The organism is Fictibacillus phosphorivorans (assembly GCF_001629705.1).
GTDB lineage: Bacteria > Bacillota > Bacilli > Bacillales > Fictibacillaceae > Fictibacillus > Fictibacillus phosphorivorans_A.
The window spans coordinates 2,094,638-2,118,660 of the sequence record NZ_CP015378.1; the positions used below are offsets into that span (position 1 = coordinate 2,094,638).

Annotated in this window: 24 protein-coding genes, 2 riboswitches and 1 other annotated feature; of the genes, 10 read left to right on the top strand and 14 right to left on the bottom strand. The window is 37.6% G+C overall.

Features of this window, described 5'->3' with window-relative positions; genetic code table 11:
- Positions 1-3: 3 nt before the first annotated feature.
- Both ABE65_RS10735 and ABE65_RS10740 read left to right on the top strand, forming a co-directional pair.
- Positions 4-927: a S66 peptidase family protein gene (locus ABE65_RS10735; protein WP_066394596.1), complete on the top strand. Its 924-nt coding sequence runs from the start codon at positions 4-6 to the stop codon at positions 925-927.
- 118 nt (positions 928-1,045) lie between these two features.
- Positions 1,046-2,017 carry a DUF2268 domain-containing putative Zn-dependent protease gene (locus ABE65_RS10740; RefSeq protein WP_066394598.1) on the top strand — a complete coding sequence of 324 codons (972 nt, stop codon included), beginning with the start codon at positions 1,046-1,048 and terminating at the stop codon, positions 2,015-2,017.
- A gap of 316 nt (positions 2,018-2,333) precedes the next feature.
- Here the strand turns inward: ABE65_RS10740 and ABE65_RS10750 are convergent, their stop codons facing one another.
- The 4 genes from ABE65_RS10750 to ABE65_RS10765 all read right to left on the bottom strand — a co-directional run bounded on the left by ABE65_RS10750 (position 2,334) and on the right by ABE65_RS10765 (position 6,319).
- Positions 2,334-3,029, bottom strand: a complete 696-nt coding sequence (locus ABE65_RS10750; protein ID WP_066394608.1) for a GNAT family N-acetyltransferase — start codon at positions 3,027-3,029, stop codon at positions 2,334-2,336.
- A 48-nt stretch (positions 3,030-3,077) separates the two neighbouring features.
- Positions 3,078-4,328 (bottom strand): tyrosine--tRNA ligase, encoded by a 1,251-nt coding sequence (tyrS, locus tag ABE65_RS10755; RefSeq protein ID WP_066394611.1) that lies wholly within the window; start codon positions 4,326-4,328, stop codon positions 3,078-3,080.
- A gap of 66 nt (positions 4,329-4,394) precedes the next feature.
- Positions 4,395-4,625: a binding site (T-box leader), on the bottom strand.
- An 8-nt stretch (positions 4,626-4,633) separates the two neighbouring features.
- On the bottom strand, positions 4,634-5,146 hold the full coding sequence (locus ABE65_RS10760; RefSeq protein WP_066400035.1) for a MarR family transcriptional regulator: 513 nt from the start codon (positions 5,144-5,146) through the stop codon (positions 4,634-4,636).
- 84 nt (positions 5,147-5,230) lie between these two features.
- On the bottom strand, positions 5,231-6,319 hold the full coding sequence (locus ABE65_RS10765) for a DUF3626 domain-containing protein (RefSeq protein ID WP_066400037.1): 1,089 nt from the start codon (positions 6,317-6,319) through the stop codon (positions 5,231-5,233).
- Between the two features lie 120 nt (positions 6,320-6,439).
- On the opposite strand from ABE65_RS10765, the gene ABE65_RS10770 reads away from it, so the two are divergent.
- Positions 6,440-7,006 carry a hypothetical protein gene (locus ABE65_RS10770; RefSeq protein ID WP_066394614.1) on the top strand — a complete coding sequence of 189 codons (567 nt, stop codon included), beginning with the start codon at positions 6,440-6,442 and terminating at the stop codon, positions 7,004-7,006.
- A 64-nt stretch (positions 7,007-7,070) separates the two neighbouring features.
- Here the strand turns inward: ABE65_RS10770 and ABE65_RS10775 are convergent, their stop codons facing one another.
- From ABE65_RS10775 to ABE65_RS10790, 4 genes are all read right to left on the bottom strand, one after another.
- Positions 7,071-8,297, bottom strand: a complete 1,227-nt coding sequence (locus ABE65_RS10775; RefSeq protein WP_066394615.1) for a cation:proton antiporter — start codon at positions 8,295-8,297, stop codon at positions 7,071-7,073.
- Positions 8,294-8,794: a cation:proton antiporter regulatory subunit gene (locus tag ABE65_RS10780; protein ID WP_066394618.1), complete on the bottom strand. Its 501-nt coding sequence runs from the start codon at positions 8,792-8,794 to the stop codon at positions 8,294-8,296. Before ABE65_RS10780 ends, ABE65_RS10775 begins: the two co-directional genes overlap by 4 nt.
- A 146-nt stretch (positions 8,795-8,940) precedes the next feature.
- Positions 8,941-9,261, bottom strand: a complete 321-nt coding sequence (locus ABE65_RS10785) for a hypothetical protein (RefSeq protein WP_066394620.1) — start codon at positions 9,259-9,261, stop codon at positions 8,941-8,943.
- A gap of 108 nt (positions 9,262-9,369) precedes the next feature.
- Entirely contained in the window at positions 9,370-10,752 is a 1,383-nt protein-coding gene (locus tag ABE65_RS10790; RefSeq protein WP_066394623.1) for a branched-chain amino acid transporter BcaP, read from the bottom strand.
- A 249-nt stretch (positions 10,753-11,001) separates the two neighbouring features.
- On the opposite strand from ABE65_RS10790, the gene ABE65_RS10795 reads away from it, so the two are divergent.
- The gene (locus ABE65_RS10795) at positions 11,002-12,255 is read left to right on the top strand and encodes a cation:dicarboxylate symporter family transporter (RefSeq protein WP_416202850.1); all 1,254 of its coding nucleotides are present in this window, start codon (positions 11,002-11,004) and stop codon (positions 12,253-12,255) included.
- Positions 12,256-12,407: 152 nt separating this feature from the next.
- On the opposite strand, the gene modB is transcribed toward ABE65_RS10795, so the two are convergent.
- The 3 genes from modB to ABE65_RS10810 form a co-directional block, all read right to left on the bottom strand.
- Entirely contained in the window at positions 12,408-13,064 is a 657-nt protein-coding gene (gene modB, locus ABE65_RS10800) for a molybdate ABC transporter permease subunit (RefSeq protein WP_066394629.1), read from the bottom strand.
- A 313-nt stretch (positions 13,065-13,377) separates the two neighbouring features.
- Entirely contained in the window at positions 13,378-14,199 is an 822-nt protein-coding gene (locus ABE65_RS10805; protein ID WP_066394631.1) for a MetQ/NlpA family ABC transporter substrate-binding protein, read from the bottom strand.
- 126 nt (positions 14,200-14,325) lie between these two features.
- Positions 14,326-14,442, bottom strand: a riboswitch (SAM riboswitch).
- 47 nt (positions 14,443-14,489) lie between these two features.
- Positions 14,490-15,296 carry an alpha/beta hydrolase gene (locus ABE65_RS10810; RefSeq protein ID WP_066394633.1) on the bottom strand — a complete coding sequence of 269 codons (807 nt, stop codon included), beginning with the start codon at positions 15,294-15,296 and terminating at the stop codon, positions 14,490-14,492.
- Between the two features lie 120 nt (positions 15,297-15,416).
- Positions 15,417-15,538, bottom strand: a riboswitch (SAM riboswitch).
- A 166-nt stretch (positions 15,539-15,704) separates the two neighbouring features.
- Between ABE65_RS10810 and ABE65_RS10815 the strand changes: the two genes are divergently transcribed.
- The 3 genes from ABE65_RS10815 to ABE65_RS10825 are packed head-to-tail and all read left to right on the top strand — an operon-like array spanning position 15,705 to position 19,402.
- Entirely contained in the window at positions 15,705-17,219 is a 1,515-nt protein-coding gene (locus ABE65_RS10815) for a spore germination protein (protein ID WP_066394634.1), read from the top strand.
- Positions 17,220-17,235: 16 nt separating this feature from the next.
- Positions 17,236-18,330, top strand: a complete 1,095-nt coding sequence (locus ABE65_RS10820) for a GerAB/ArcD/ProY family transporter (protein ID WP_066394636.1) — start codon at positions 17,236-17,238, stop codon at positions 18,328-18,330.
- Positions 18,323-19,402, top strand: a complete 1,080-nt coding sequence (locus ABE65_RS10825) for a Ger(x)C family spore germination protein (protein WP_066394639.1) — start codon at positions 18,323-18,325, stop codon at positions 19,400-19,402. The genes ABE65_RS10820 and ABE65_RS10825 overlap by 8 nt, the downstream gene beginning before the upstream one ends.
- A gap of 298 nt (positions 19,403-19,700) precedes the next feature.
- Here ABE65_RS10825 and ABE65_RS10830 read toward each other — a convergent pair whose 3' ends face one another.
- On the bottom strand, positions 19,701-20,219 hold the full coding sequence (locus ABE65_RS10830; protein WP_066394641.1) for an LURP-one-related family protein: 519 nt from the start codon (positions 20,217-20,219) through the stop codon (positions 19,701-19,703).
- Between the two features lie 154 nt (positions 20,220-20,373).
- Complete coding sequence (locus ABE65_RS10835; RefSeq protein WP_066394643.1) at positions 20,374-21,762, bottom strand: bifunctional metallophosphatase/5'-nucleotidase; 1,389 nt, start codon at positions 21,760-21,762, stop codon at positions 20,374-20,376.
- A gap of 87 nt (positions 21,763-21,849) precedes the next feature.
- On the opposite strand from ABE65_RS10835, the gene ABE65_RS10840 reads away from it, so the two are divergent.
- Genes ABE65_RS10840 through ABE65_RS10850 form a run of 3 tightly spaced genes read left to right on the top strand, consistent with a single transcriptional unit; the run spans position 21,850 to position 23,139 of the window.
- Positions 21,850-22,398, top strand: a complete 549-nt coding sequence (locus ABE65_RS10840) for a GNAT family N-acetyltransferase (protein WP_066394645.1) — start codon at positions 21,850-21,852, stop codon at positions 22,396-22,398.
- 4 nt (positions 22,399-22,402) lie between these two features.
- Entirely contained in the window at positions 22,403-22,606 is a 204-nt protein-coding gene (locus ABE65_RS10845) for a hypothetical protein (protein ID WP_066394648.1), read from the top strand.
- A complete protein-coding gene (locus tag ABE65_RS10850) occupies positions 22,585-23,139 on the top strand; it encodes an NUDIX hydrolase (protein WP_066394653.1) in 555 nt (184 codons plus the stop codon). Before ABE65_RS10845 ends, ABE65_RS10850 begins: the two co-directional genes overlap by 22 nt.
- Positions 23,140-23,176: 37 nt before the next feature.
- Here the strand turns inward: ABE65_RS10850 and ABE65_RS10855 are convergent, their stop codons facing one another.
- Positions 23,177-23,959: a class I SAM-dependent methyltransferase gene (locus ABE65_RS10855; RefSeq protein ID WP_066394656.1), complete on the bottom strand. Its 783-nt coding sequence runs from the start codon at positions 23,957-23,959 to the stop codon at positions 23,177-23,179.
- Between the last annotated feature and the right edge of the window lie 64 nt (positions 23,960-24,023).

The following is a 24,023-nucleotide window of genomic DNA, read 5'->3' on the forward strand; positions in this document are numbered from 1 at the left end:
ACGATGTCGATCAAACCACAGCAGTTACAGCAAGGCGACACCATTGGAATTGTTACTTTAGGTAGCCCTCTTGAAGCAAATATAATCAATCAAGGAATTACAATGTTAGAGAATATGGGTTTTCAAGTGATCGTGGGAGATTATGTATACGCAACAAATGGTTTTTTGTCAGGAACACCACAGCAACGAGCTTCCGATTTGATGAAGATGTTTCAAAACAAACAGGTGAAGTTGATCTTTCCAACACGAGGTGGTGTGGGAGTAGCAAGCATTCTTCCCTATCTCGATTATAATATTATCAGAAGTAATCCAAAGATTATTTCAGGGTACAGTGATGTTACCATTTTAATAAATGTTTTGTATCAACTTGCAGATCTGGTTACGTTTCAAAGTCTGATGCTTCTAGATTTCCGTTCAAGTACCCCATCTTATAATTTCAGCCAGTTTTTTAATAGCATCACGCGATCAACTGCACCCTGGCAGATTATGAATCCTCCAGATATCCCGCTTATAAGTAAAGTTTCAGGCAATGTTACAGGGGTTATAGTAGGTGGAAATCTTACATCACTAGTCGATAGTTTAGGAACGTCTTATGAAATAGACACAAAGGGAAAAATATTATTTCTTGAAGATACACACGAGCCGGTAAATACCGTTTATCGATATTTAAATCATTTAAAGCTCGCTGGTAAATTTGAGGATTGTATCGGTATCATCATCGGAGAATGCACACAATGTCAGCCTGCTTATGGGAAGACGTTTGAAAATGTAGTCGATGAATTTCTTGTTCCACTTGGTAAACCATTGATGACGAATTTAACAAGTGCACACGGTTATTACAAAGCGGCAATTCCTATAGGTGTTAATGTCAATATGAATACGATCAATCGAACTTTGACTGTTATGGAGCCTACGGTAATTACTTAAATAGAGATACTCTAATCTCATAACGATAAAATTTCAAAGTCTATATATTAAAGTAAGGCTTACAAATTCCCTATATATGGTATTATTAATTAAATTATTTCATGGGGGATTTCAGAAGATGGAAAAAGCATATCATTTCATTTTGTTACTTTTCATTTCATTATTACTAGTAAGCTGTTCAACTAAAACTGTAAAAAGTGATAAAGATTCAGACCAAATTTCATATGATTTCTCACAAGATAATCAAACCTTTCAAATCATTCCTCTTTATGAAGAAGTACTAGATTACACTAACTTTATAAAGAAATCTCCTTCAATGAACAACAAACAAGAATACAACAAAAAAGTTGTTATTCCGTTCCAAAACAAGGCATCCAAAGAAAATGTAGACATTCAAAGTGGTTATTTTGATTATTTCTCACCAACAAATGATACTAAGAAACTTGCAGAAGATACTAAGAAACTCCTTCAGCAACAAAAACAAATAAACGCTATTATTAAGCGTGCACTCATCAAATCTTCAGAGCAATTTCCTGGTACAGATAAAACTATTTTTATTATGCCGAATAATCCTGAAAGCAATATAGCGATACAGGAGATGCAAGGTGTAGCCGGATGGACGCTAAGTCAAAATGTAATTCTGCTACAAATTTCACCTTCTTATTCAGAAGAATCTTTAAAATATCTCATTGCACATGAATATCATCATACAAAATTTTTAGAAAGTGCATCGAATCTTAATATATCTCTCATTGAAAAATTCATATTTGAAGGTAAAGCAGATAACTTTGCTTCTATCATCTATCCTGAACATACAACACCATGGACAAAGCCATTATCTGAGGTAGATCTTAACCATGTATTGGGACAGTTACATGTAAATAAGGATTCATTAGATCCATCTTTATATAATGAATTTTTTGATGGGAATGCTATGAAAAACATTCCTAAATGGTCAAATTATAAAGTAGGTTTTCAAATGACTAAAAGTTATTTAGAAAAGCATCCCCATCTTTCCATTGAAGAGTGGACCAAACTTAATGCTGAACAAATTGTTCAAGGGAGTAAATATCACAATATATATAAATAACATTTTCAAATAGCTCAATCTAAAAAAACAAGGCTACTTCCCGATCAAAGTGCCTTGTTTTTTTAGATTTAAAATTAATAAAGTTATCAAGTACAACAAGCTACAGCATTTTTTAATAGCTCTTCTGGGATATAAATATTATCGTTCTTTACTTTGAAATCAATTCGGTTGTTAGTTAATCTCTGTATATCTATCTCTGTTTTTTCTCCCCAATGTACGTACTCTCTGTTTTCATTCTGCTCACAAGCAGTCATGAAGATCACACATATGACAAGAATCATTAGTGGTTTTCTGATGATGTAACCCCTCCATCATTTTAGTAGAACAGACTCGATTTTTCTACGTTCATTTTGTTATAAGAACGATTAAGAACCTCTTTTTCAATACCGTTAGCATGATAATACTTTTCCACATACATAGCTTTTACGATTCGCCTCACTTCAGATAACGGCAATTCTTGTTTTCCTATTGTTTTTATAAATAAATGTAGAGGAACATCTACACCGTCATCATGTATGGGTGGCTGTAGATAAAGAAAATCCTTAACTTTGTAAAAACCATTTCTCATAAAAAAATTCGTTCGTTTTAGGCAGTCATCCTTTTCTTTTTCGCTATGAACCATCTCTGGTGTTTCAGTCTCCAGTACGATGGCATCTAGTGACTCATATCCAGCAGCAGTGCTATCTTCTTGAAGAATGTGTTCAATTACTTGAAGAGATTGTGCTCCTAAACCTTTACTTCTGCTTTTAGGATTTGTAACGAGATACACGATAAAGCCTGTATTTACATCAGCAAGGTAATGAGCTGTTACCATACTGATTAATTCATTATCTTTATATCCAACAAGGAAGTGATATTGATTTGGCAAACGTGTTTCAGCATTTCTCAAACTTTGAAGAAATACTGATTCTGGTTCCCGAACCTCGATTGGAAATGAATCGTGATACAGAGTGAGAGCTTCTTGCAAATTTTTCTGATTTATATACGAGACTTCTTTCCATGTGATTTCCATTTCATACGACCGCCTTTTTCTTATAAAAAAAGTTTCAGTTGTCTTTCATTATTGATTCAATGAAATTCTAACAAATTTACGTTTTCCAACTTGAATGACCATACCCTCAGATAAGTGAAGGCTAAAACTTGTATCTTCCACCTTCTCGTTATTGACTTTAACACCGCGGTTGCTGATCATTCTTCGCGCTTCACTTTTTGATGAAAGCATCTTTAACTCAACCATTAAGTCGATGATCGAGATTTCCTCAGGACCATCCCATTGGACGACTGGAATATCCGTTGGCAAAGAGCCTTGTTGAAACACGGAAATGAAATGTTTTTCTGACTCTTCCGCAGCTTCTTGGCCATGGTACATGCGTACAATCGTTCGTGCAAGAAGCATCTTAGCATCTCGAGGGTGAAGATTTCCGTTCTCAACAACTGATTTGATAGTATTTATTTCTTCTGTATTTAAATCTGTTACCAGTTCAAAGTATTTGATCATAAGCGTATCTGGAATAGACATCGCCTTTCCGTACATTTCTTGCGGAGCTTCATCAATCCCGATGTAGTTTTTCTTGGATTTCGACATTTTCTCAACGCCATCAAGTCCTTCTAGAAGCGGCATAAGCATAGCAACCTGTTTTTCTTTACCAAACTTCTCTTGGTAGTGTCTTCCCATTAAAATGTTGAAGTGCTGATCTGTTCCACCTAGTTCAATATCACATTCCAGCATAACAGAATCGTAACCTTGCATGAGCGGGTAGAAGAATTCATGTAGCGAGATCGGCTTTCCAGTTGATATTCGCTCATCAAAATCGTCTCGTTCCAATAACCTTGCTACCGTAATCTTACCAGCAAGATTGATCACATCTTCAAAATTCAGCTTAGAAAGCCATTTGGAATTGTAGTGTAACTCTACTTTTTCCATATCAATGATTTTACCAAACTGTTCGAAATATGTTTTTGCGTTGTGCTCTACTTCTTCTGTTGTTAATTGTTTTCTAGCAACAGATTTCCCTGTAGGGTCCCCGATTTTTCCTGTAAAATCACCAATAATCAATTGAATGATATGACCGTTCAGTTGAAACTGCCTTAATTTGTTCAACACTACCGTATGACCAAGATGAACGTCTGGAGCTGAAGGATCGAGACCGAGCTTTATTTTTAAAGGAGAATTTCCTAAAATCGACTTTGCTACTTTGGTTTCGAGCTCTTCTGTCGGAATAATATCTTGAACGCCTTGTTTATAGATGTCCATCTGCCTCTTCACTTCAATTAGTTGCTTCTCATTCAGCTGTTCCATAATCTGATTCATCCTATTTTCCTCCTCTTAAGATTTTAAAATGCCATTTATAAAATAAAAAAGACCACATCCCTATAATAAAGGGACGTGGTCTAACTTTTACACGCGGTACCACCCTAATTGAAGAAATCATTCTTCCACTCAAATGTAAATAACGGTTTCCCGTTCTTCGTCGTTTGTTTCAATAAAACATAACAAAGAAAGCTCTCGGAAATGTAATTCACATGATCTTTGTGCTGATTCGCACCAACCACCAGCTCTCTAAAACAGGGAGATCATTGCTACTGCGTTTCCTGTCATCGCATTTTTATATAAAGTTAAAAATCATTCTCTCGTATAACTCTTCTTAACAAGCTTGATATTAATTTCTGCTCATCCACGGACAAAGAAGAAACGACTTGAACTTCACCTTCATGAAACCTTGGATAAAGTTCTTCCATCACTTTTCTGCCTTTATCAGTCAAAACAACACATGTGATGCGCCGATCTCGATTGTCCACCTTACGATAGCATAATTCTTTTCTTTCTAATGTATTCGTGATATTACTTATGGTCGCTTTTGAAACTCCTGCGGATAGCGCTAATTTTTTCGTTTCAACGGATTCCCATATCCACAAATCATACAGAATAGAAAAAGACGTCCAAGACAACCCATGCTTGGCTAGTACTTCTCGTTCCATTTTATTGCGAAGTCCTTGAGCAGTTCGATACAAATTTGTCACTACCGTAATAGAGTGCAGATTGAGTGATTCAATCGGTGCTTTCGTCAATTGATTGATGGTGTCCTTCTCTTCCGGTAATAACTCACCGTACTCATCAAAAGAATAGATATGATCCACTCCTTATCAATTTTCATAATCGTTAGCATTGAAACGATATTAACAGATTAATATCTAAAACGCAAGGATATTCAATCATTTTTTTAGATGTGGATTTCCATATTTCACTAAAATGTGCCATAGAAGCTTCAATTCTTGTAAGACTTCACTATTAGTCCCTCTGTCACTCCAAATTTCTGGATGTTTCCTTAGCTCCATAACTGCTTCACCTACAAGATGTGCATCAATCATTTGATTTTTAGCAATTCGTTTTGCTAATGATGGCATATCCGCTCCTCTAAAATCAGATGGAACTTGATCCACTGACATTTGAAAACCTCTATGGAAATATAGCTTTACATTATATTTTGCACAAAGTTTTGTGAGCGTTTGTCCTAGCTTTGTTCCAATAAATGAAGGATCTGCAACAAGAATGTCTACATCTTCTTTTAATGAAACATCACCGTGAACCTGAGCTTCAATGTAGTGATTTAGATTTCGGGACACTTGTTTTACAGCAGGATCTTCAAAAGGAACCTCTATTTTGTGAACGATGTATCGAATCAACGAACTTACCATAAGATTAGGTTCTCCTAGCGCAAAATCTCTCGTAAAGATTTCCTCTAATAAAGCTGCAAGTATCATATCAAACTCTCCAAAAGTACCTTTTTCTTTAGGATTCTGATGAGAGTCAAGGTATGTAAAGGTAGCTCGTTTTGAAACTTCAGGTTTGAGTAAAAAATAACATGAACCAAACCTTGGTGCTGGCCCATCTGCATGATTCATGATGTTTAATGCACCATACTTTGCTCGTTCCTTAAGAGTCGTCCCTTCTATCTGGTAAGCTCCTCCAAATAACTGTTCTTCCCACTGATCACGTAATCCTCCGGGATATGCAGAAACACTGCCGTTTGAAAGCAACGTTTCAAACTGACTTTTATAAATTCCATCTTGATACAAAGCTTCTGCAATATTTATCATAGAAGAGTTTGGGCGATCCGGATGAAAATGCAGGGCGATGCGAGCGTGTTCTTTAAGTTTAAGGATCGCATGTCGAAAAACATCATCAGGTATGTTTGCCATTCTTATTATGTGTTGAATAGTAGCTTGAGCATCATCTTTATGTTGTGATGCATAACGCTCAACGTATTCTATGGCAAGTTGTTGGGCTTGAGTTAATTTCATACCATACTGTCCTTTCTCCATAAGCTAATCTTGTTATTTGCGAACCGTCGAGATGAATCTTCACTCTCATGAATAGTGGTTTAGCTTTATTGAATACATTCTATAAAGGAGAGGATGATTATGGGTTATAGAAAAAAGAAAAGAATCACGGGATCTCGAAGCTTTAAAACTCCGAGCACGATTCCTCTCGTCTTACTTTTTGTGATTCTACTATTTTCTGCACTAAGTTTACTTTTATCTTCGACAGTATTTCAAGATCACCTTGTTTTGTCAGAGCTTTTCTTGTTTCTATCGATGTCACTGCTATCACTTTTCATTGGTTTTGTTGCAAGTTATTCCAGTATAAACAATTGGATAGAACGTATTCTTATTTCAGTTGTAATAGTTGGTTCTCTTGCATTTTCATTAACTTTTGCGCACACCTTGTTTCAACTATATGAAGATATAGATCTATATGAAGTTAGAAACTTCGAATCAGTAGAAGGCGTCCCTTCTTCATTAACATTTGATGGTTATATAAACGGTCCGGATTATGTTACTTCTATAACGATTCAACATAAAAAAGTTATAGTGTCACATTTGAATATTACCGCTAAACGTTATAAAGAGCATTTCAAAAACAAATCCATACGAATAAGTTATTTAACACATAGTAAGTTTGCCGTAATTATTGATAAGAATGATTAAGCGCATGGCATGTAAAAAAAACACAGCTCTCTAGATAGAGACGCTGTGTTTTCTTCATACATACTCAGTTTGCCTTCTTTTTAAGTTGAGGCTGCTCTTCTTTTTTCCATTTGAAAATTCCATTCAATACATGATAAATCTTCTTTGACTCTTTTGTAAGCAATGGTCCTAGTATCGCTAAGATCAGAACATACAGTGCTGAAAATGGTTTTAATACAGAAGCCAAACCGCCAGCCATACCAATATTTGCTACGATAATAGAGAACTCTCCTCTTGAAACGATCGTGAGACCGATGTTGGAAGAAGCTTTATGAGACAGGCCTGCCTTTCTACCTGCGATCATTCCTGCTACAAAATTACCAATGATCGTGATCAGAACTGCTCCAAGCGCTAACCAAACCGCTCCGCCTAACGTAAAAGGATCTATACTTAACCCGAAGCTGAAAAAGAAGATCGCACCAAAGAAATCTCGGAACGGTATGACCATCTTCTCTATACGTTCACTATGTTCCGTTTCAGAAAAAACTAGGCCTAACAAAAGAGCACCGATTGCTTCTGCTACGTGGATGGTTTCTGAAAAACCTGCGATAAAGAACAACGAGGCGAAGATCACAATAATAAAAATCTCATTAGATGTGATATTAAGCAGTCTGTTTAAGTGTTTTGTACACGTTCTTGCAATAACGAAGAACAAAATCATATAACCAAATGCGATTAAAATGGATTTTGTAACACCTAGAACAGAAGTTGCATCTCCTAACACTAACCCTGAAATGATTGAGAGATAGACAGCTAAGAATATATCTTCGAACATGATGATTCCGAGGATCAATTCTGTTTCAGGATTTGCAGTACGCCGTAGATCAACGATGATCTTTGCGACGATCGCACTAGAAGAAATGGTAATGATTCCAGCTATGATCAAAACCTCTAGTAGAGGAAAGCCCATGATATAGGCATAAACCAATCCTAATGTGAAGTTGATAAGGATATAGATACTTCCCCCAACAGCGATGTTTTTTCCAGAGCGAACCAACTTACCTACTGAAAACTCTAGACCGAGATAGAATAACAGGAACAAGACGCCGATTCTGCCAAAGAAGGTAATGATTTCGTTGCTATTAATAAACGTAAAGTCCAGTACGCCAATTACAGGGGCATGTGGGCCTACAATCATTCCGAAAATGATAAGAAACGGAATGATAGAAAATTTTAATTTATTTGCGAGTAAAGCAGCAAGCGCGATGATGATGAGTGCTGTACCAACTTCTAGTACAAGATGATTTGTCATTCACTGCTCACCTCAGCTGAAAACATCTCCTTAATGATTCGTTTAACACCAGGTCTTTCTCCTGAAATGACTAGCATATCTCCAGAGCCGATCATGGTTTCAGGACCTGGATTCAATACTTTTTTATTTCCTTTGATGATCGCGATGACAGACACTTCGTATTGTTGACGGATATCAAGCTCCCCGATCGTTCTTCCAACTGCAAACGCATTGGAATCAACGCGATACCACTCGATCATAAGTTCATCGAATGCCATTTCAATCGTTTCAAGTGCTTTTGGCCGATAGATCATTCCTCCAATAATTGCAGCAAACTGTCTAGCTTCGGTATCACTTAATGTGACTGATGAAAGACTTTCTTCATAGTCGTGTTTGTCAAAGTGATAAATTTCTCTTCTTCCATCATCATGAACAATTACGACGACTTTATCTCTATTCGCGATCTCCACTTCAAACTTTCTGCCTATTCCAGGTAATTCTGTTTCTTTAACGATCATAACAATCTCCCTTTGTTCGTATTTTAAGCACGACAAATAAACGTTCGATTCCGTGTTTTTTCGAAACGTGCTTTTGAATAGATAATGCTGCTAAATAAACCTTGCGTTGAAGGTTTTTTTAAAAGATATTGGGATTGTTATGATAGTCAGAGGTAATTCGATTGAAATTGATAGGGGGTAAGTCGTACAATCTTGTTGTTAACTTGGCTGTAAATTTGGAATACATAATCATGATGGTATTCTTCTAACGGTATTTGGTTATCCGTATATACAGCTTTTACGGATTTTTTTAACTTTTTACTTTTTGTTGGATATTCGCCAATGATTGTTGATTCGTCGATCGACGCTGAGGATAGTTCATAAACGTCATTTTGAGGTGGCGAGAATAAATTTTCCATATTATAGTTAGGAAAAAGTGATGTAAACGCAAATACATACAATAGTGCAAATAAAGAAAATTTCCGCAATTTCTTACTCCCCCCTTTCTTTTTTACTATTAGAAGTATAACACGAAACAACGCGTTTCTGAAGTAAAGTGAAAAAGCTACCTGGACTTCAGGTAGCTTTTGTTATGATTACTTAGTGCTATTCAATTTGCTATGACGGTATCCGTAACTGAAATAAAGAACTAGACCGATAACAAGCCAAACCACAAATCCTTTCCATGTGAATGCTGAAAGTTGGAGCATGAGATACACACAGAAAATAATAGCTAATGCTGGAATTAATGGAACCCACGGTGTCTTAAAACCGCGTTCTATATCAGGTCGTGTTTTACGAAGAACGGCAACTCCTAAAGATACAGTAGCAAAGGCAAACAATGTACCGATACTCGTAAGTTCTGCTAATTTGTCTAAAGGTACGAATCCAGCAAATAAGGCAACTAATAATCCGGTTGTCCATGTACTTGGAAGAGGTACTTTCGTTCTTGGATGAACCGCCGACAGTTTACTTGGAAGAAGTCCATCTCGACTCATCGCATAAAACAATCTTGTTTGACCGAACATCATGACGATTAGCACGGTTGTAATCCCTACGATTGCCCCTAATGAAATGAAACCAGCTGCCCAATCTTGACCGATAAATTGCAACGCGAACGCAACAGGGTCTTTAACATTCAGCATGTTATAAGGAACAATCCCAGTAAGAATAAGTGAAACCACGATATAGATAATTGTACAGATAGCTAAGGCAGAAATGATTCCGATGGGTAGATTTCTCTGAGGATTCTTCACTTCCTCTGCAGCTGTGGATACAGCATCGAAACCAAAATATGCAAAAACAACTACTGCAGCTCCGGTTACTACACCAGAAAATCCAAACGGTACGAACGGCTCCCAGTTAGCAGGTTCCACATACCATACACCGACTGCAATAAATAAGAGAATAACTGCCACTTTCACGATAACCATAATGGAATTGAATTTTGCCGACTCTTTCACCCCTCTTGATAATAGAAGTGTAACAAGCAAAATGATCATTACAGCAGGCAGATCAATGTATGTTCCTTTTGAAGGGTTAAAAGCACTTGTAATTCCTGTTGGAAGATGTATACCAAAACCAGTTAAAAGGCTTTGGAAATATCCTGACCAACCACTCGCTACAGCTGATGAAGCGAGACCGTATTCAAGTACGAGGTCCCATCCCAAAATCCAAGCAAAGATTTCACCGAATGCTACATAACTGTAAGTGTAAGCACTACCTGATTGAGGAATCATAGATGCGAATTCGGAATAGCAAAGTGCCGCAAAAACACACGCCAGCCCCGCAATAATAAAAGATAAGATAAGAGCTGGACCTGCATATTTTGCAGCAGCAACCCCCGTAAGCACGAATACCCCTGTTCCGATAATGGCCCCTACTCCTAACATCGTAAGGTCAACTGCACCAAGAACACGATTCAAAGATTGATCATTGCTCTGACTTGTAGTTAGTAACTTTTTTCTAAATAAGTTCATAAGTCCTCCAATAAATGTCGATAAAAGTCGAATAACGCTTTTGTAATTTTACAAGCATTTATTATTTTTGTAAACATTAAAATTTTCAAACATTTCTAATAAATAGAAATGCATATTTCTTCCTCCCATCACCCTTTATTTATTGCCAATTTCTTGCGTTGACAACCTTTCCTTCAACTCGCTAAAATGTCTTTTATGTGGCAACTCAGAAAACTAACATCAAGAAGAAGGTGACTCAATGTGAAAAAAATAAGAATTAGTCTTGCATGGCAGATCTTGATCGGACTAGCATTCGGTATTCTTATCGGTGCGCTGTTCTATGGAAATGAAACCGTTCAAGGATATTTACAACCGATTGGAGATATCTTCATTCGGTTGATAAAAATGATCGTTGTACCTATTGTTATATCAAGCCTTATCGTAGGTGTTGCAAGCGTAGGTGATATAAAACAATTAGGACGACTCGGTGGTAAAACGATTCTTTATTTTGAGATCATTACAACTTTAGCAATCGTAATTGGTCTATTCATCGCTAACATATTCCAGCCTGGAGCAGGAGTGGATATGAAATCGTTATCAAAAGGTGATATTTCGAGCTATGTGGAGACGACAGAGTCTGTAGAAAGTCACGGCTTTGCAGAAACGTTCTTAAACATCGTACCTACAAACCTTTTTGAATCACTTGCTGAAGGAGATATGTTGGCAATCATCTTCTTCTCCGTATTATTCGGACTAGGGATCGCTGCGATCGGCGAAAAGGGAAAACCGGTATTAGCCTTTTTCCAAGGAACGGCTGACGCTATGTTCTATATCACAAATCAAATCATGAAACTTGCTCCGTTCGGAGTATTTGCACTAATCGGTGTTACGGTTTCAAAATTTGGTATTGAATCACTCGTTCCATTAAGTAAACTGGTTCTAGTCGTTTATGGAGCAATGTTCTTCTTTGTCATCGCTGTTCTAGGTGGCGTTGCAGCTATGGTCAAAGTTAATATCTTTACATTGATCAAAATTTTAAAAGACGAACTGATCTTAGCATACTCAACGGCTAGCTCTGAAACCGTATTGCCAAAAATCATGGAAAAGATGGAGAAGTTCGGATGTCCGAAAGCCATTACTTCTTTCGTTATTCCAACTGGATACTCATTTAACTTAGATGGGTCCACTCTCTATCAAGCCATTGCAGCATTATTTATTGCACAAATGTACGGCATTGAAATAACAATCGCAGAGCAAATCTCGTTATTACTTGTATTGATGGTAACGTCAAAAGGGATTGCAGGTGTTCCTGGCGTTTCATTCGTCGTTCTTTTAGCAACACTTGGCACAGTTGGAATTCCATTAGAAGGTCTTGCATTTATTGCGGGTATTGATCGTATCCTAGATATGGCACGCACAGCTGTAAACGTAGTAGGAAACTCGTTAGCTGCTGTCGTGATGTCCAAATGGGAAGGTCAATTTAACACAATGAAAGCAGAGCAATACAAACAAGAAGTTAGTTAGCATTATAGAAAAACCGTAGCCGGCTTATGAGCGGCTACGGTTTTTTTGTTTATTTCTTTAAGTGATATAACAATATCTCTTTTTAGAATAGATTGTAGATGACAATGACAATGAAAAGAACCCAATTCACTTCAATAGGTTCTTTCCTTTTGTTAAGTCCTTATTCGATTTACGACGATTAGCATGAAGAATGATATTCCGATAACACTCGCGACCCACATCCAAGCAAGTTTCATATGACCTGATTCAATCGCAATATAGATAGCAGTAGATATCGTTTGTGTTTTTCCTGGAATGTTTCCAGCAAACATGAGCGTAGCCCCAAACTCCCCTAATGCGCGAGCAAAACTGAGGATGGCACCAGATATGATAGCTCTAACAGATAGTGGAACAGAAATCTTTCGTAATACGTCCCATTCATTCGCTCCATCCACTCTTGCCGCATTCTCAATATCTGCGTCGATCGATTCAAATCCCGCTTTCGCCGATTGATACATAAGTGGAAATGCAACAACTGCAGATGCTATAACTGCCGCCCACCATGTAAACATGAGCGGTTGGTTAAAGACCCACTCTACTAGCTGTCCCCCTGGACCGTTTCTACCGAATATCACGATCAACAAGAAACCTACTACCGTCGGAGGTAATACGAGTGGAAGTAAGAATAGTGTTTCCATCAAGGTTTTCCCTTTAAAATTCTGATGAGCCATGACTCTTCCCAAAAAAACACCTGAAATAATCACAAATAATGAAGCAGCCACCGCTATGCCGAGTGATAATTTGACAGGTGACCAAAAATCAATTGCCATTTCCTTTTCCACCCGCTTAACACCATAATTTATAAGCTTATATTTTCCGTCTCCATCATATCATACCGCGCTTTGTTGGGTGTGAATGATGTCAGTTTTGTCGAACGGCCTTTATTTCTGGAATTAGACTTAATTTACCTCTAGAACGACTTAATCGAAGCTCATTACGACTTATTTTTTCTAATTTAGACTTATATTTCCTTTTTAAGACTTAATTCCATAAAAAGAGATTTCTAGAACTCCCAACAAACAACCCAACTCACAATAAAAGCTGCCTAGATGAGTAACTTCCCCATCTAGACAGCTCTTTTAATTACTCTTTAACAGCTAACACAGAACCTTTATACTCTTTATCGATAAAATCGGTTATTTCTTTTGAATGAAGAACTTCCAATAAGGTTTTAATCGATTTTTTATCTTTGTCGCCTTCACGAACCGTTATGATATTCGCAAATGGTGAATCAGAACCCTCCAACGCGATAGAATCTTTCTTCGGGTTCAAATCTGCATCGATCGCATAGTTTGTGTTGATCACAATCGCATCGCCCTCATCGTTTTCATAAGCTTTTGTTAAAAGCCCAGGGTCGATGTCTGCTACAAATTCTAGTTTTTTCGGATTTTCTACAATATCGCTTATTTGTGCTTCATAACCTGTTCCTTCTTTAAGCTTGATTAGTCCTTCTGCTTCAAAGATTGAAAGGATACGGCCGTGCTCGGCGATAGAGTTGCTCAAGATTACTTTCCCACCATTTGGAATATCTCTTAATGATTTATGTCTTTTTGAGTAAACACCCATTGGCTCTAAGTGAACAGCACCTGCGTTTTCAAACTTATACTTCGGGTTATCTTTCACTTGCTGAGTTAAATATGGAATGTGCTGAAAATAGTTTGCATCTATTTCTTTTTCATAAAGTGACTTGTTCGGTAAGATATAGTCTTGGAATTTTACAATTTCTAGTTCAATACCCTTTTCCTCTAAAAGCGGCTTCGCTTCTTCTAATATTTCAGCGTGTGGTACATTTGATGCTCCAACTACTAGCTTTTCTGTTTTTTCTCCACCACTTGTAGATGAGCCACAAGCTGCTAATAAGAATACTGCCAAACTTGCGAGTAATACTTGGATGATTCTTTTCATGTTCTGATCCCCTATCCATACATTTCTATTTATTTTTGATAAAGACTCTATTAAGAGGTGGTACAAAAAAGCCTCCTGATCTCATAAAAGAGACAGAAGGCTTTTCGAAAAAAATTTCCGATTATCCTCTCATCTCTCAGTGTGACCACTGTTAGATTTAGCACCGTTTTCATGTTGGCTGTTCAACATGAATGGTTGCCGGGCTTCATAGGGCTAATTCCCTCCACCTGCTCTCAATAAGAGTATTCCTATCAAATTACTTTGTATTATTACAGGTATTCAATGGAATGTCAAACACTTTTTTTAAAAGTATTCTGAACGGGTACTTTCACATTCGTTAGCAACCATTCTGAAGTAGCAGTTATGAGCTGATCAAAATGCTTAATAGAAGAATACGTATGGTTAGCACCTTCTATTAACAACATGGAACATGTACCTCTTTTCGCTAAAATAGAGCGTTCATAATAATCCCTACAATAATTAGAAGAAATAACTGGGTCGCCAGTTCCATGGATAAACAGTGCGTTTCCACTAAATTGCTGGATAGCCTCTAGTGGCGAATAGGATTTTAGGGAAAATAAAAATTCTTCTGTAATGGCATATCCTAAGTGATCAACGACAGCGTGCTCTCCGTTGTAACCAACGATTTCTTTAATATCGGCAAATGGATTTCCTACAGCTGACCATGTGATGAAATTATGAACTCGATTATCTTCCGCTGCCGTGCAAGACGCAACAGCTCCACCTAAACTATGACCGATCAACGTTATGGAATGTTCCTCAACGCTAGGAAGTTTGCTTCCAAAAGAAATTACTTCCTTCGTCTGTTCAATAAAACAGGCAAATTCATTTTCTCCATACTCTCCTTCACTCTCACCGCAGCCTGCATAATCAAAACGCAATACAGCATATCCAAGTTTAACAAGAGCTTGAGCCGTTTTTACAAATAATCGATCAACGCCAATTCGAGTACTTGTAAAACCGTGGCAGATAATGATTAACGGAGTCTTCTTTTCACCTACCCCAATTGCGTGAGGTAAATGGAGGGTGTGAGCAAGTTTTCTTCCCTTCCACCATATACAATCTGATGCCACCATATCACCCACTCCTTTTCTCTTTTAAAATACTTTTTAATCCTAACCGTATAATTACTTTCCTATAACAAAAAAACCATGTTCCCTTAGAGAACACGGTTTCATACAAAATATCCGTTCGTTCTCTCATCTCTCAGCAAAGAATGCTGTTAGATTTAGCACCGTTTCGGTCAAAACTTTTCATGTTTCGCCGATGGTTGCCGGGCTTCATAGGGCTAATTCCCTCCGCCTGCTCCTAATAAGAGTTTGTTTATTTTTTTATTTAAGGATAATCATAGGCTACTTGCTAATTGATGTCAATGCAAATATTACAGTAACCTTACATCCTACCTTAGAGAATATTTTTATGTGCCAAGGAAATGCTAAACAAATGTAGTAGGTTCACGACGCACTAACGAACGGGTGATATCAATGATATTTTTTAAGAAAAAAAAGAAAAAACAACAACAAGAGGCAACTTCCAATTCTCCAAAAGGTACATTGACATTTCCAGAACTTATGAAAAAGCTAACGGCTTCAGCTGATTTTTCTACTGTAAAGCAATCATCTGTAAGCACCTTCTATATCTCGTATTATAAAACACTTGTAAATCCCGAATTTGTTCATCGTGATTTATTACCTTATATAACTGAAATCCCTCTCAAAAACTTAGACGATATCCAAAAACATCTTCCGTTAGATGGAATGGTCAAAACGGACGATGTTCATGAAATCGCGAACAAAGTAACAGAAGGCTTTATTCTCATACAAATGAATAAAGATGACCCAAAAGGTTTGCTCGTTCCCAGTCTATCGACTGAGAACAGACAGATCTCGATTCCTGAAACCGAATTTAGTGTAGTTGGTCCTAAGGAAGCATTCGTAGAATCTTTGGATACCAATCTTAACTTGATTCGAAAACGACTACCTATTCCTGAATTTACAGTAAAAGAAGTGCGTGTTGGAAAACTTTCTAAAACAAGAGTGGCGATTATCTATATTGATGGAATCGCTGATGAAGAGAATGTGAACACCGCGATTCAACGTGTTAATGATATCGAATACGATCATGTCGTAGACAGTTCCTATATCAATCAAATGATCTCAGACAATGAGAACTCTCCTTTTCCACAGCTCATCGATACAGAGAGACCTGACCGAGTAGCCAGTGTTTTATCTGAAGGAAAAGTGGCGATTATGGCTGACGGATCACCTCATGCACTGACCGGCCCGACAACTATTGTAGAATTTTTTTCAGCTTTTGAAGACTATTTTCTAAATTGGACGCTCGCTTCTGCCTTTCGGTTGATCCGTTTGATGGCGGTTATGTTTTCAGTGTTATCAACGCCGCTTTATGTTGCCGTACTAACGTTTCATTATGAGATGATTCCAGAAAATCTTTTAGCCACACTTGTGGCATCAAGAAACGACATCCCGTTTCCGCCTATACTAGAAGCTATTGTGCTAGAGCTTTCGATTGAGTTATTACGTGAAGCTGGTGCAAGGCTACCTTCAAAAGTCGGTCAAACAATCGGTATCGTTGGAGGTATCGTAATCGGGACAGCAGCGGTTCAAGCTGGTTTAACGAGTAACGTTTTATTAATTATCGTAGCTCTAGCCGCACTCGCTTCTTTTACAACACCTGTTTATCAGATGAGTAATACGATTCGTTTGCTTCGTTTTCCCTTTTTATTATTTGCGCAGTTCTTAGGTGTACTTGGGGTTGCGATCTGTTTTGCTTTTATCGTCTCTCATCTGTTGAAACTCACATCACTTGGTAGACCATACATCGCACCTCTTTACCCACTTCGCGTAAATGATTTAAAAGACGCTCTTATCCGTATGCCGTTTAGTGTGCAGAACAGTCGCCCATCATCCGTTCGACCGCAAGATAAGGCGAAAATGAATAAAAAGCGTGCAAAAGAAAAACATGACATAGAAGATTAAAAAGCGAGGGGTATGTATGTCTCAGATCAGTGAAAACAAACAGATATCACCTTACATGGCTTTTTATATGGTTACGACTATGCAGATTGGAGTAGGGATTCTCGGATTCGAGCGGTATATCGCAAAAACAGCAGGACATGATGCATGGATTTCAGTAATCATCGGGGGTCTTTCCTTTAATGTGTTGATCTGGATGATCTATCGTGTTCTTTCAAGAGAAAACGCTGATATTATTGGCGTACATAGAAACCTATTTGGCAGATGGATCGGTGGTACGCTAAGCTTTCTGATTTTAATCTATTTTAGTTCTACCATTCTAACTGTACTTAGAACGTACATTGAAGTGATTCAGATTTGGGTCTTTCCTGAACTTGGAACACCAATCATCTCCTTTATCCTACTCGGACTAGCTTATTCCTACGTTATCGGAGGAATCCGAGTTGTAGCAGGGCTCTCAGTATTAGGTTTTTTTATGTCATTGCCTTTATTTTTATTAAAATATTACGCACTTAAAAATGCACATTATACCAATCTTTTACCTATTCTTGATCATTCTTTTAGTGATCTGATGGCTGCAACAAAAGGGGTTACTCTTGATTATTTAGGGTTTGAACTCATTTTGTTATACCTGCCTTTCTTAAAACATCCTGAGAAGTCTCAAAAATGGGCTCATTTTGGGAACCTGTTTACGATGTTTACTTACCTGATCACTGTGTTTGTATCGTTTGTCTATTTTAATCAAGAGCAGCTTCAACATACGATCTGGGCGACATTAACGCTTTGGAAAATCGTTGACCTTCCTTTTGCACAACGTTTTGAATATGCAGGGATCGCGCTTTGGCTCTTCGTCATTCTTCCTAACATCTGTATTGGTTTTTGGTCGGTTAGCCGTGGAATTCACCGGTTATATAAAATTAAGCAAAAAAGCGCACTTCGTACCATGATGTTCGTTATTTTCATATGCAGTATCTTAATCGTTGACAGGCAGCAAGTAGACATACTGAACACGAAAGTTTCTCAGATTGGTTTTTATATTCTATATGCTTACATTCCCTTTCTATTTGTGATCCAACTTATTTTAGGAAAAGGAAGGAAAACCAATAATGGTTAAAAAAAATCTTATTTTCGTTTTCACTTTAATCCTTTTAACAGGCTGTTTTCCTAGTAAAAAGATTCTAGAAGATGTTCAACTCGTTTCCGCCGTAGGTTATGATTATAAGTCAAACAGCCAAGTGGAGTTGAACGGAATGGTAGCGATTCCTCAACGCGGTGAAGATGTTCCTCCTATTTCGGAAGTTTTCACAGCAACCACGAATACGAGCAAGATGGCAAGAGCATTAGAACAAGCTGAATCACCTAAACCATTTGAAATCGGACGGTTAGATATTGCTCTATATAATAAACGTTTAGCTGAAAAGGGCATCTATGATCTAGTAGACACCCTTCAACGTGATCCTTCTTTAGGTCGCGACCTCTATATGGCAATCGTAAAAGGAAGTACAAAAACATTACTAAAGCAACAATACCCGCTCAGCGAAACGCCTTCTAAGTATCTGCTTCAGCTGCTTGATCAAAATATGAACGCGAACATCCCAAAGTCAAACTTACATGATTTTTTGTATACGTATTACGGTAAAGGGATGGATCCAAACTTGCCACTTCTAGAGAAGCAAGGAGATCGAATAAGAGTAATAGGAACAGCACTTCTAAAAGACGATAAAATGGTGGGACAACTAAAACTTGAAGATTCTTTTCTTTTAAAACTTCTCATGGAACCCTTCGAAAAAGGTATCTATGAAGTGAAATTTAAAAAGAATCAATTTTTCACGATTCAAAACCTGTCTTCTAAAGTAGAATATCGATTCAAAAATGTGAAACGATCACCAAAAGTAGATATTTCGGTAAAAGTGAAAGGACGAGTTAGTGAAGCGCCCAAAATTCCGGTGAGTGATCCCTATCTTATCGAGCAGCTTGAAAGTGCAACAGAAAAAGCGATGAATAGACGAACCAATAAAATCGTTAAGAAGTTACAAAAAGCAAAGATTGATACAATTGGATTAGGAGATCTCGCTAGAAGTAGAACACGAGGATTTGATTTTAAACGCTGGGACGAACAATATCCTAATATCCCAATCAACGTTAAAGTGAAGGTGGAAATTACGCAGGCAGGGATTACGGAGTAGCCACTAGTTTTGTGGGAATTCCGGCTTTGGATTAGTTTTGACGAGAAGTAATCTTGTGTCGAATATCGGATAAAAAATTTTATCCGTGAAATAATTAAGCTTATACGTGAATATATTACAATTTACCGTGAAATTATTTGGAATTACCGTGGATATATGGCTTAATATCCCCTCTTGTATGTGTCATGCGCACTTTCAATTACAATGCCCACCTCAAATGGACATCACTCAAATAAAAAAGAAGCTTTTACTCAATGTTCTCAAAACATTAAGTAAAAAGCTTCTTTTATTAGTAAGTTCAGCCGCCAGAGCCTCCTGCACCAGCTCCGGCTGAAGATCGTTTTCGTTTTTCGATCGCATTAACTCCCATTACAACAGCAATTAGCTCTTCTGTTAACAATCGATCTGAAGTGTGTTTTAACTCATAAGCAGAAGCTTGGAAAAATCCATTCACTTTTTTAAACGTCGCTACTTCCTCCTTGTTCTCATCAAAAACGGTATACTCTTTTGAAAAAGCAGGAGCTTCAATTTCATAATTTTGCACATTCGTTATGTAATGATATTTTTTAGAAAATAACGCAAACGATGATTTTACAACACCGAGTTCCCTGCCGTCTGATTGCTTAACCACCCATTTTCCCGATAAGAAAGGAAAATTCCCTTCAACGATTAACCTTCCGGATGCATCTTCAATACTCACACCTGAAGAAAATGCGCTTCTTAGATCAAGGACACCTTGTTTCTGATGCTCTGCATTATAAATATCAGTTTTACCTGACGAGAAAAAGGTATCTTCAAAATACACACATCTTTCCATGACAACAATCCCCCTAAGTCACTTTGGCATTTATTTTTGCTGATCTTCTAACTGTTGAAGTCGCTTTTCAAGTTTCTTTCGCTTTTCTATTTCCTGAAACACAATAATGAAGGCTGTCGCAGCCATACAAAATGTAACCCATTCCATGTTATTGTCACCCCTTAATCTTCTGTAGTTCAGTAAATCTGGTATTAAAAGCGCTACTTACAAACTCTTTTTTCTCAGCATAAATTTCAATTACCTCTTTAATCTCTTCTGGCCGGTAAAACTCGTTCCGATTGTGGGCAAGCGATGGATAACCTGAACCTCGTTGGAGATAATCTGAAGAAGCAACCGAATACCATCGCTCTTCATCTAACGGTTCATCGCCTATTCTCATTTCAACGACTCTCGTTCCATCATGAACAACTTCTGCGCCTGATAGATGCAGACCACCTACATACTTCCCTCTGAAGCCTGGTCCTCTTCCATCTTGTAAGCAATGTTGAACATTAAGTGATTGTTGAACTGCTTCAATTATGTATTTACCTTGAATCTCAAAAGATGTTGGATTGAGGGGTGATGGGCAAATTTCGATACATTTTTTATGTGAAACGTAAGAAAAGATTCCAGCGTTAACAATCCCACTGTTGATCAAGCCTATATCGGTATTCAGCATGTCTTTTAACCCATCTGCGATAAGATTTGTGATCGGGTTTTCATTGATCACATCGTGCCATAACGGTTCTTCCATTCCATATAACGGTTTTCCTAAGATCTCAATTGCCGTTTCTTTGCTTCGTTTAAGAATAGAAAGAATCTCTTCATCTGATTTCGAATCTAATGTGCTATAAACCGCGGATTGTAAAAGCGTTTTGTGCGTACCGTTTATTTCAAGTTCTAATACACCAATATGTTCACCAAAGTTTCCTGCACTTACGATGAACGTACCATTGACTACCTGTGCTTCTCTATATAAAACGTGATCATGTGAAGAAACGATCACATCGATGCCAGAGATTTCTTTTGCTAAATCTGTATCTGCTAGCGTTCCAACATGGTTTAGTAGGATACAAAGGTCGTATTTACCGCGGTTTCGCTCCAGTTCTTCGGCAATGGCGATAATGTAATTTTCTCCATGAAACCCTAGCCCGTCATTAAAAGCGCCTAAGTCAGGGGATGCGCCAGTCACGAAAATACGAAGTCCATTTTTGTTCAGGATTACACTTGATTGAACACCAGGAATCATCGTTTTATCTTTCTTGAAAAGATTGTTGCTGATAAAAGGAACTGTACTTTTTGTAGCCATATGTTCCAACGTGTCTGCCCCATTAAACATCTCGTTGTTGCCAATCGTTATTAAATCATAACCAGCAGTCTCGAGAAGCTCCACCGCGGCAATTCCTTTAGTTCCTTGAAGTTCAATACTCTTGAAATCTGCAAAATCACCTGCGTCCACCAGTAAAGTGTTTTCGTCTTTATGTTGATGAATGAGCGTTACTGCTTTTGCAAAGTTATCAAAATGACTGTGAAGATCGTTCGTATGTATGATTTTAAGTTTCATAAATCCCCCAAATTAATATAAAATTACCTTTACAAATAATGGTATCATAAATGATAAAGAAATGTTCATAAAATACGGAGGAATAGAATGTCATATTACGATAACGAGTTACGTATCAGACCAATTATAGACAGGGACCTCCCCAAGCTTTGGGAACTCATTTATAAAGAGAAGGCACCAGAATGGAAACAATGGGATGCTCCATATTTTGAGCACAAACAAATTCCTTTTGAAGAATTTATGTGGAACAAAGATCACTATGTTGATCATGAACAACGGTGGGCGATAGAAGTGGCTGGCGAGGTAATTGGAACCGTGAGTTATTATTGGGAGCACGAGCCTTCTCTCTGGTTAGAGATGGGGATTGGTATCTACAATCCTAATTATTGGAGCGGAGGATATGGCACAAGGGCCTTTATTTTATGGATCAACCACTTGTTTAATAAGCTTCCACTTGTTCGGGTGGGATACACAACTTGGTCAGGGAATGAGCGGATGATTAAGGTTGGTGAAAAACTTGGCATGAAAATGGAAGGAAGAATGAGAAAGTGTCGTTATTACAATGGAGAGTATTATGACTCGATCAGGATGGGCATTCTTCGAGAAGAGTGGGATTCATCCACATTAGGAGGTTAAGAGTATGGAGATTCTATTCGCGCTATCAGGTTATTTGATTTTATTTTTGGTTATCTATTTCGCGGTAAGAACTGGAATTAATGACTCAAAAGAGCTGTTGCAAATACGGAATGAACTATCGACTATGAAAAGTGAGTTAGAAAGGATCCGCAAATATTCAGTAAACCATGAGGAGGAAGAATTTACTTGGCAAAATGGAAAACAATAAAAACACGATATATCTACCAAACGCCTTTTGGTCATTTAAGAACAGATAGCTGTCAGCTTTCTAACGGTGAGACAATAGATAACTATTATGTTCACGAATATCCTGACTGGGTGAATGCAATAGTATTAACTAAAGAAAAACAGATCGTGCTTGTTGAACAATACCGTCATCCTGGTAATGACTTCTATTTAGAGATTCCAGCTGGAAAAGTAGAAGAAGATGAATCTTATGAGGAAGGAATCATTAGAGAGGTTCAAGAGGAAACAGGTTTCATTTCATTAAACAAACCGATCTTACTTGGAGAATTCATGGTGAATCCTGCTACACAGACCAATAAGGTTTTAACGTTTCTAATCTTTGATGCTTTCCAGTCGTCTTCCCAAAACTTAGATGAAAATGAAGATGTAACGCTTAAGATTATCCCTTTTGATCATATAGAGCAGTTGATAGAAGATCATAAAGTTACACAGTTGTTTATGGTAAGCGCTTATTATTTAGCTAAGAATTATCTATCCAAAAATGAAGAAAACTAGCTTAGTTGAATATACCTCTAAGCTAGTTCTCACCTCTTTAATCTAGTTTCATTTTAACCGCACGTGTGGCTACAAAACTTTTAATAAAGGAATCGATCGGTCTTCTTCCACCAAAGTCATCTTCATATAATCCAGTAATCACAAAACCCGCATCAATCTGCCCTTGTATTTGGTTCTCTAATGTGTGGCCGAATTCTATCGTCTCATCTGCCATAAGATAGGCGGACTTCTCTTTTTCTGTCATAGAATCAAGAGTTGAATAAGGAATGCTGTTACTTACCACTAGATTTCCCTTTTGGTCTTCTTCATCATCAAATATAAACAATAATGGATTTGTAAAACCTGATATAAGTACACCTCGGTCTTTTAATACACGTGACGCTTCTCTCCAAACAGGAGAAATGTCTTCAACAAATACATTTGAAACAGGATGAACAATTAAGTCGAACTCCCCTTCATCAAACATAGAAAGATCACACATATCTCCTTGTATGACTCTTAGACTTAAATGATTTGTTTCTGCCACCATCTGATCATTTTCTAACTGTTTTTGGGATATATCTACAACTGTAACCTCTGCACCAGCCGCAGCTAGCACAGGACCTTGTTGACCGCCTCCAGAAGCAAGACAAAGCACCTTAACTCCATGTAGTAACTTCGGAAACCAACCTCTAGGAACAGACTTTTCAGTTGTAACGGTAATATGCCAATCATCTAATTTACTTTTTTCAATAATTTCTTTTGATACTGGCCTTGTATAGCTCACACCATCTTCTACCTTTTTGTCCCAAGCCTTGCTATTGTGTTTAACCGTATTCATCTCTATAACTCCTAGTCTATCTGTAGTTATATTTAGCATTCTTGAAAAAGGTCGGTAACTCCTT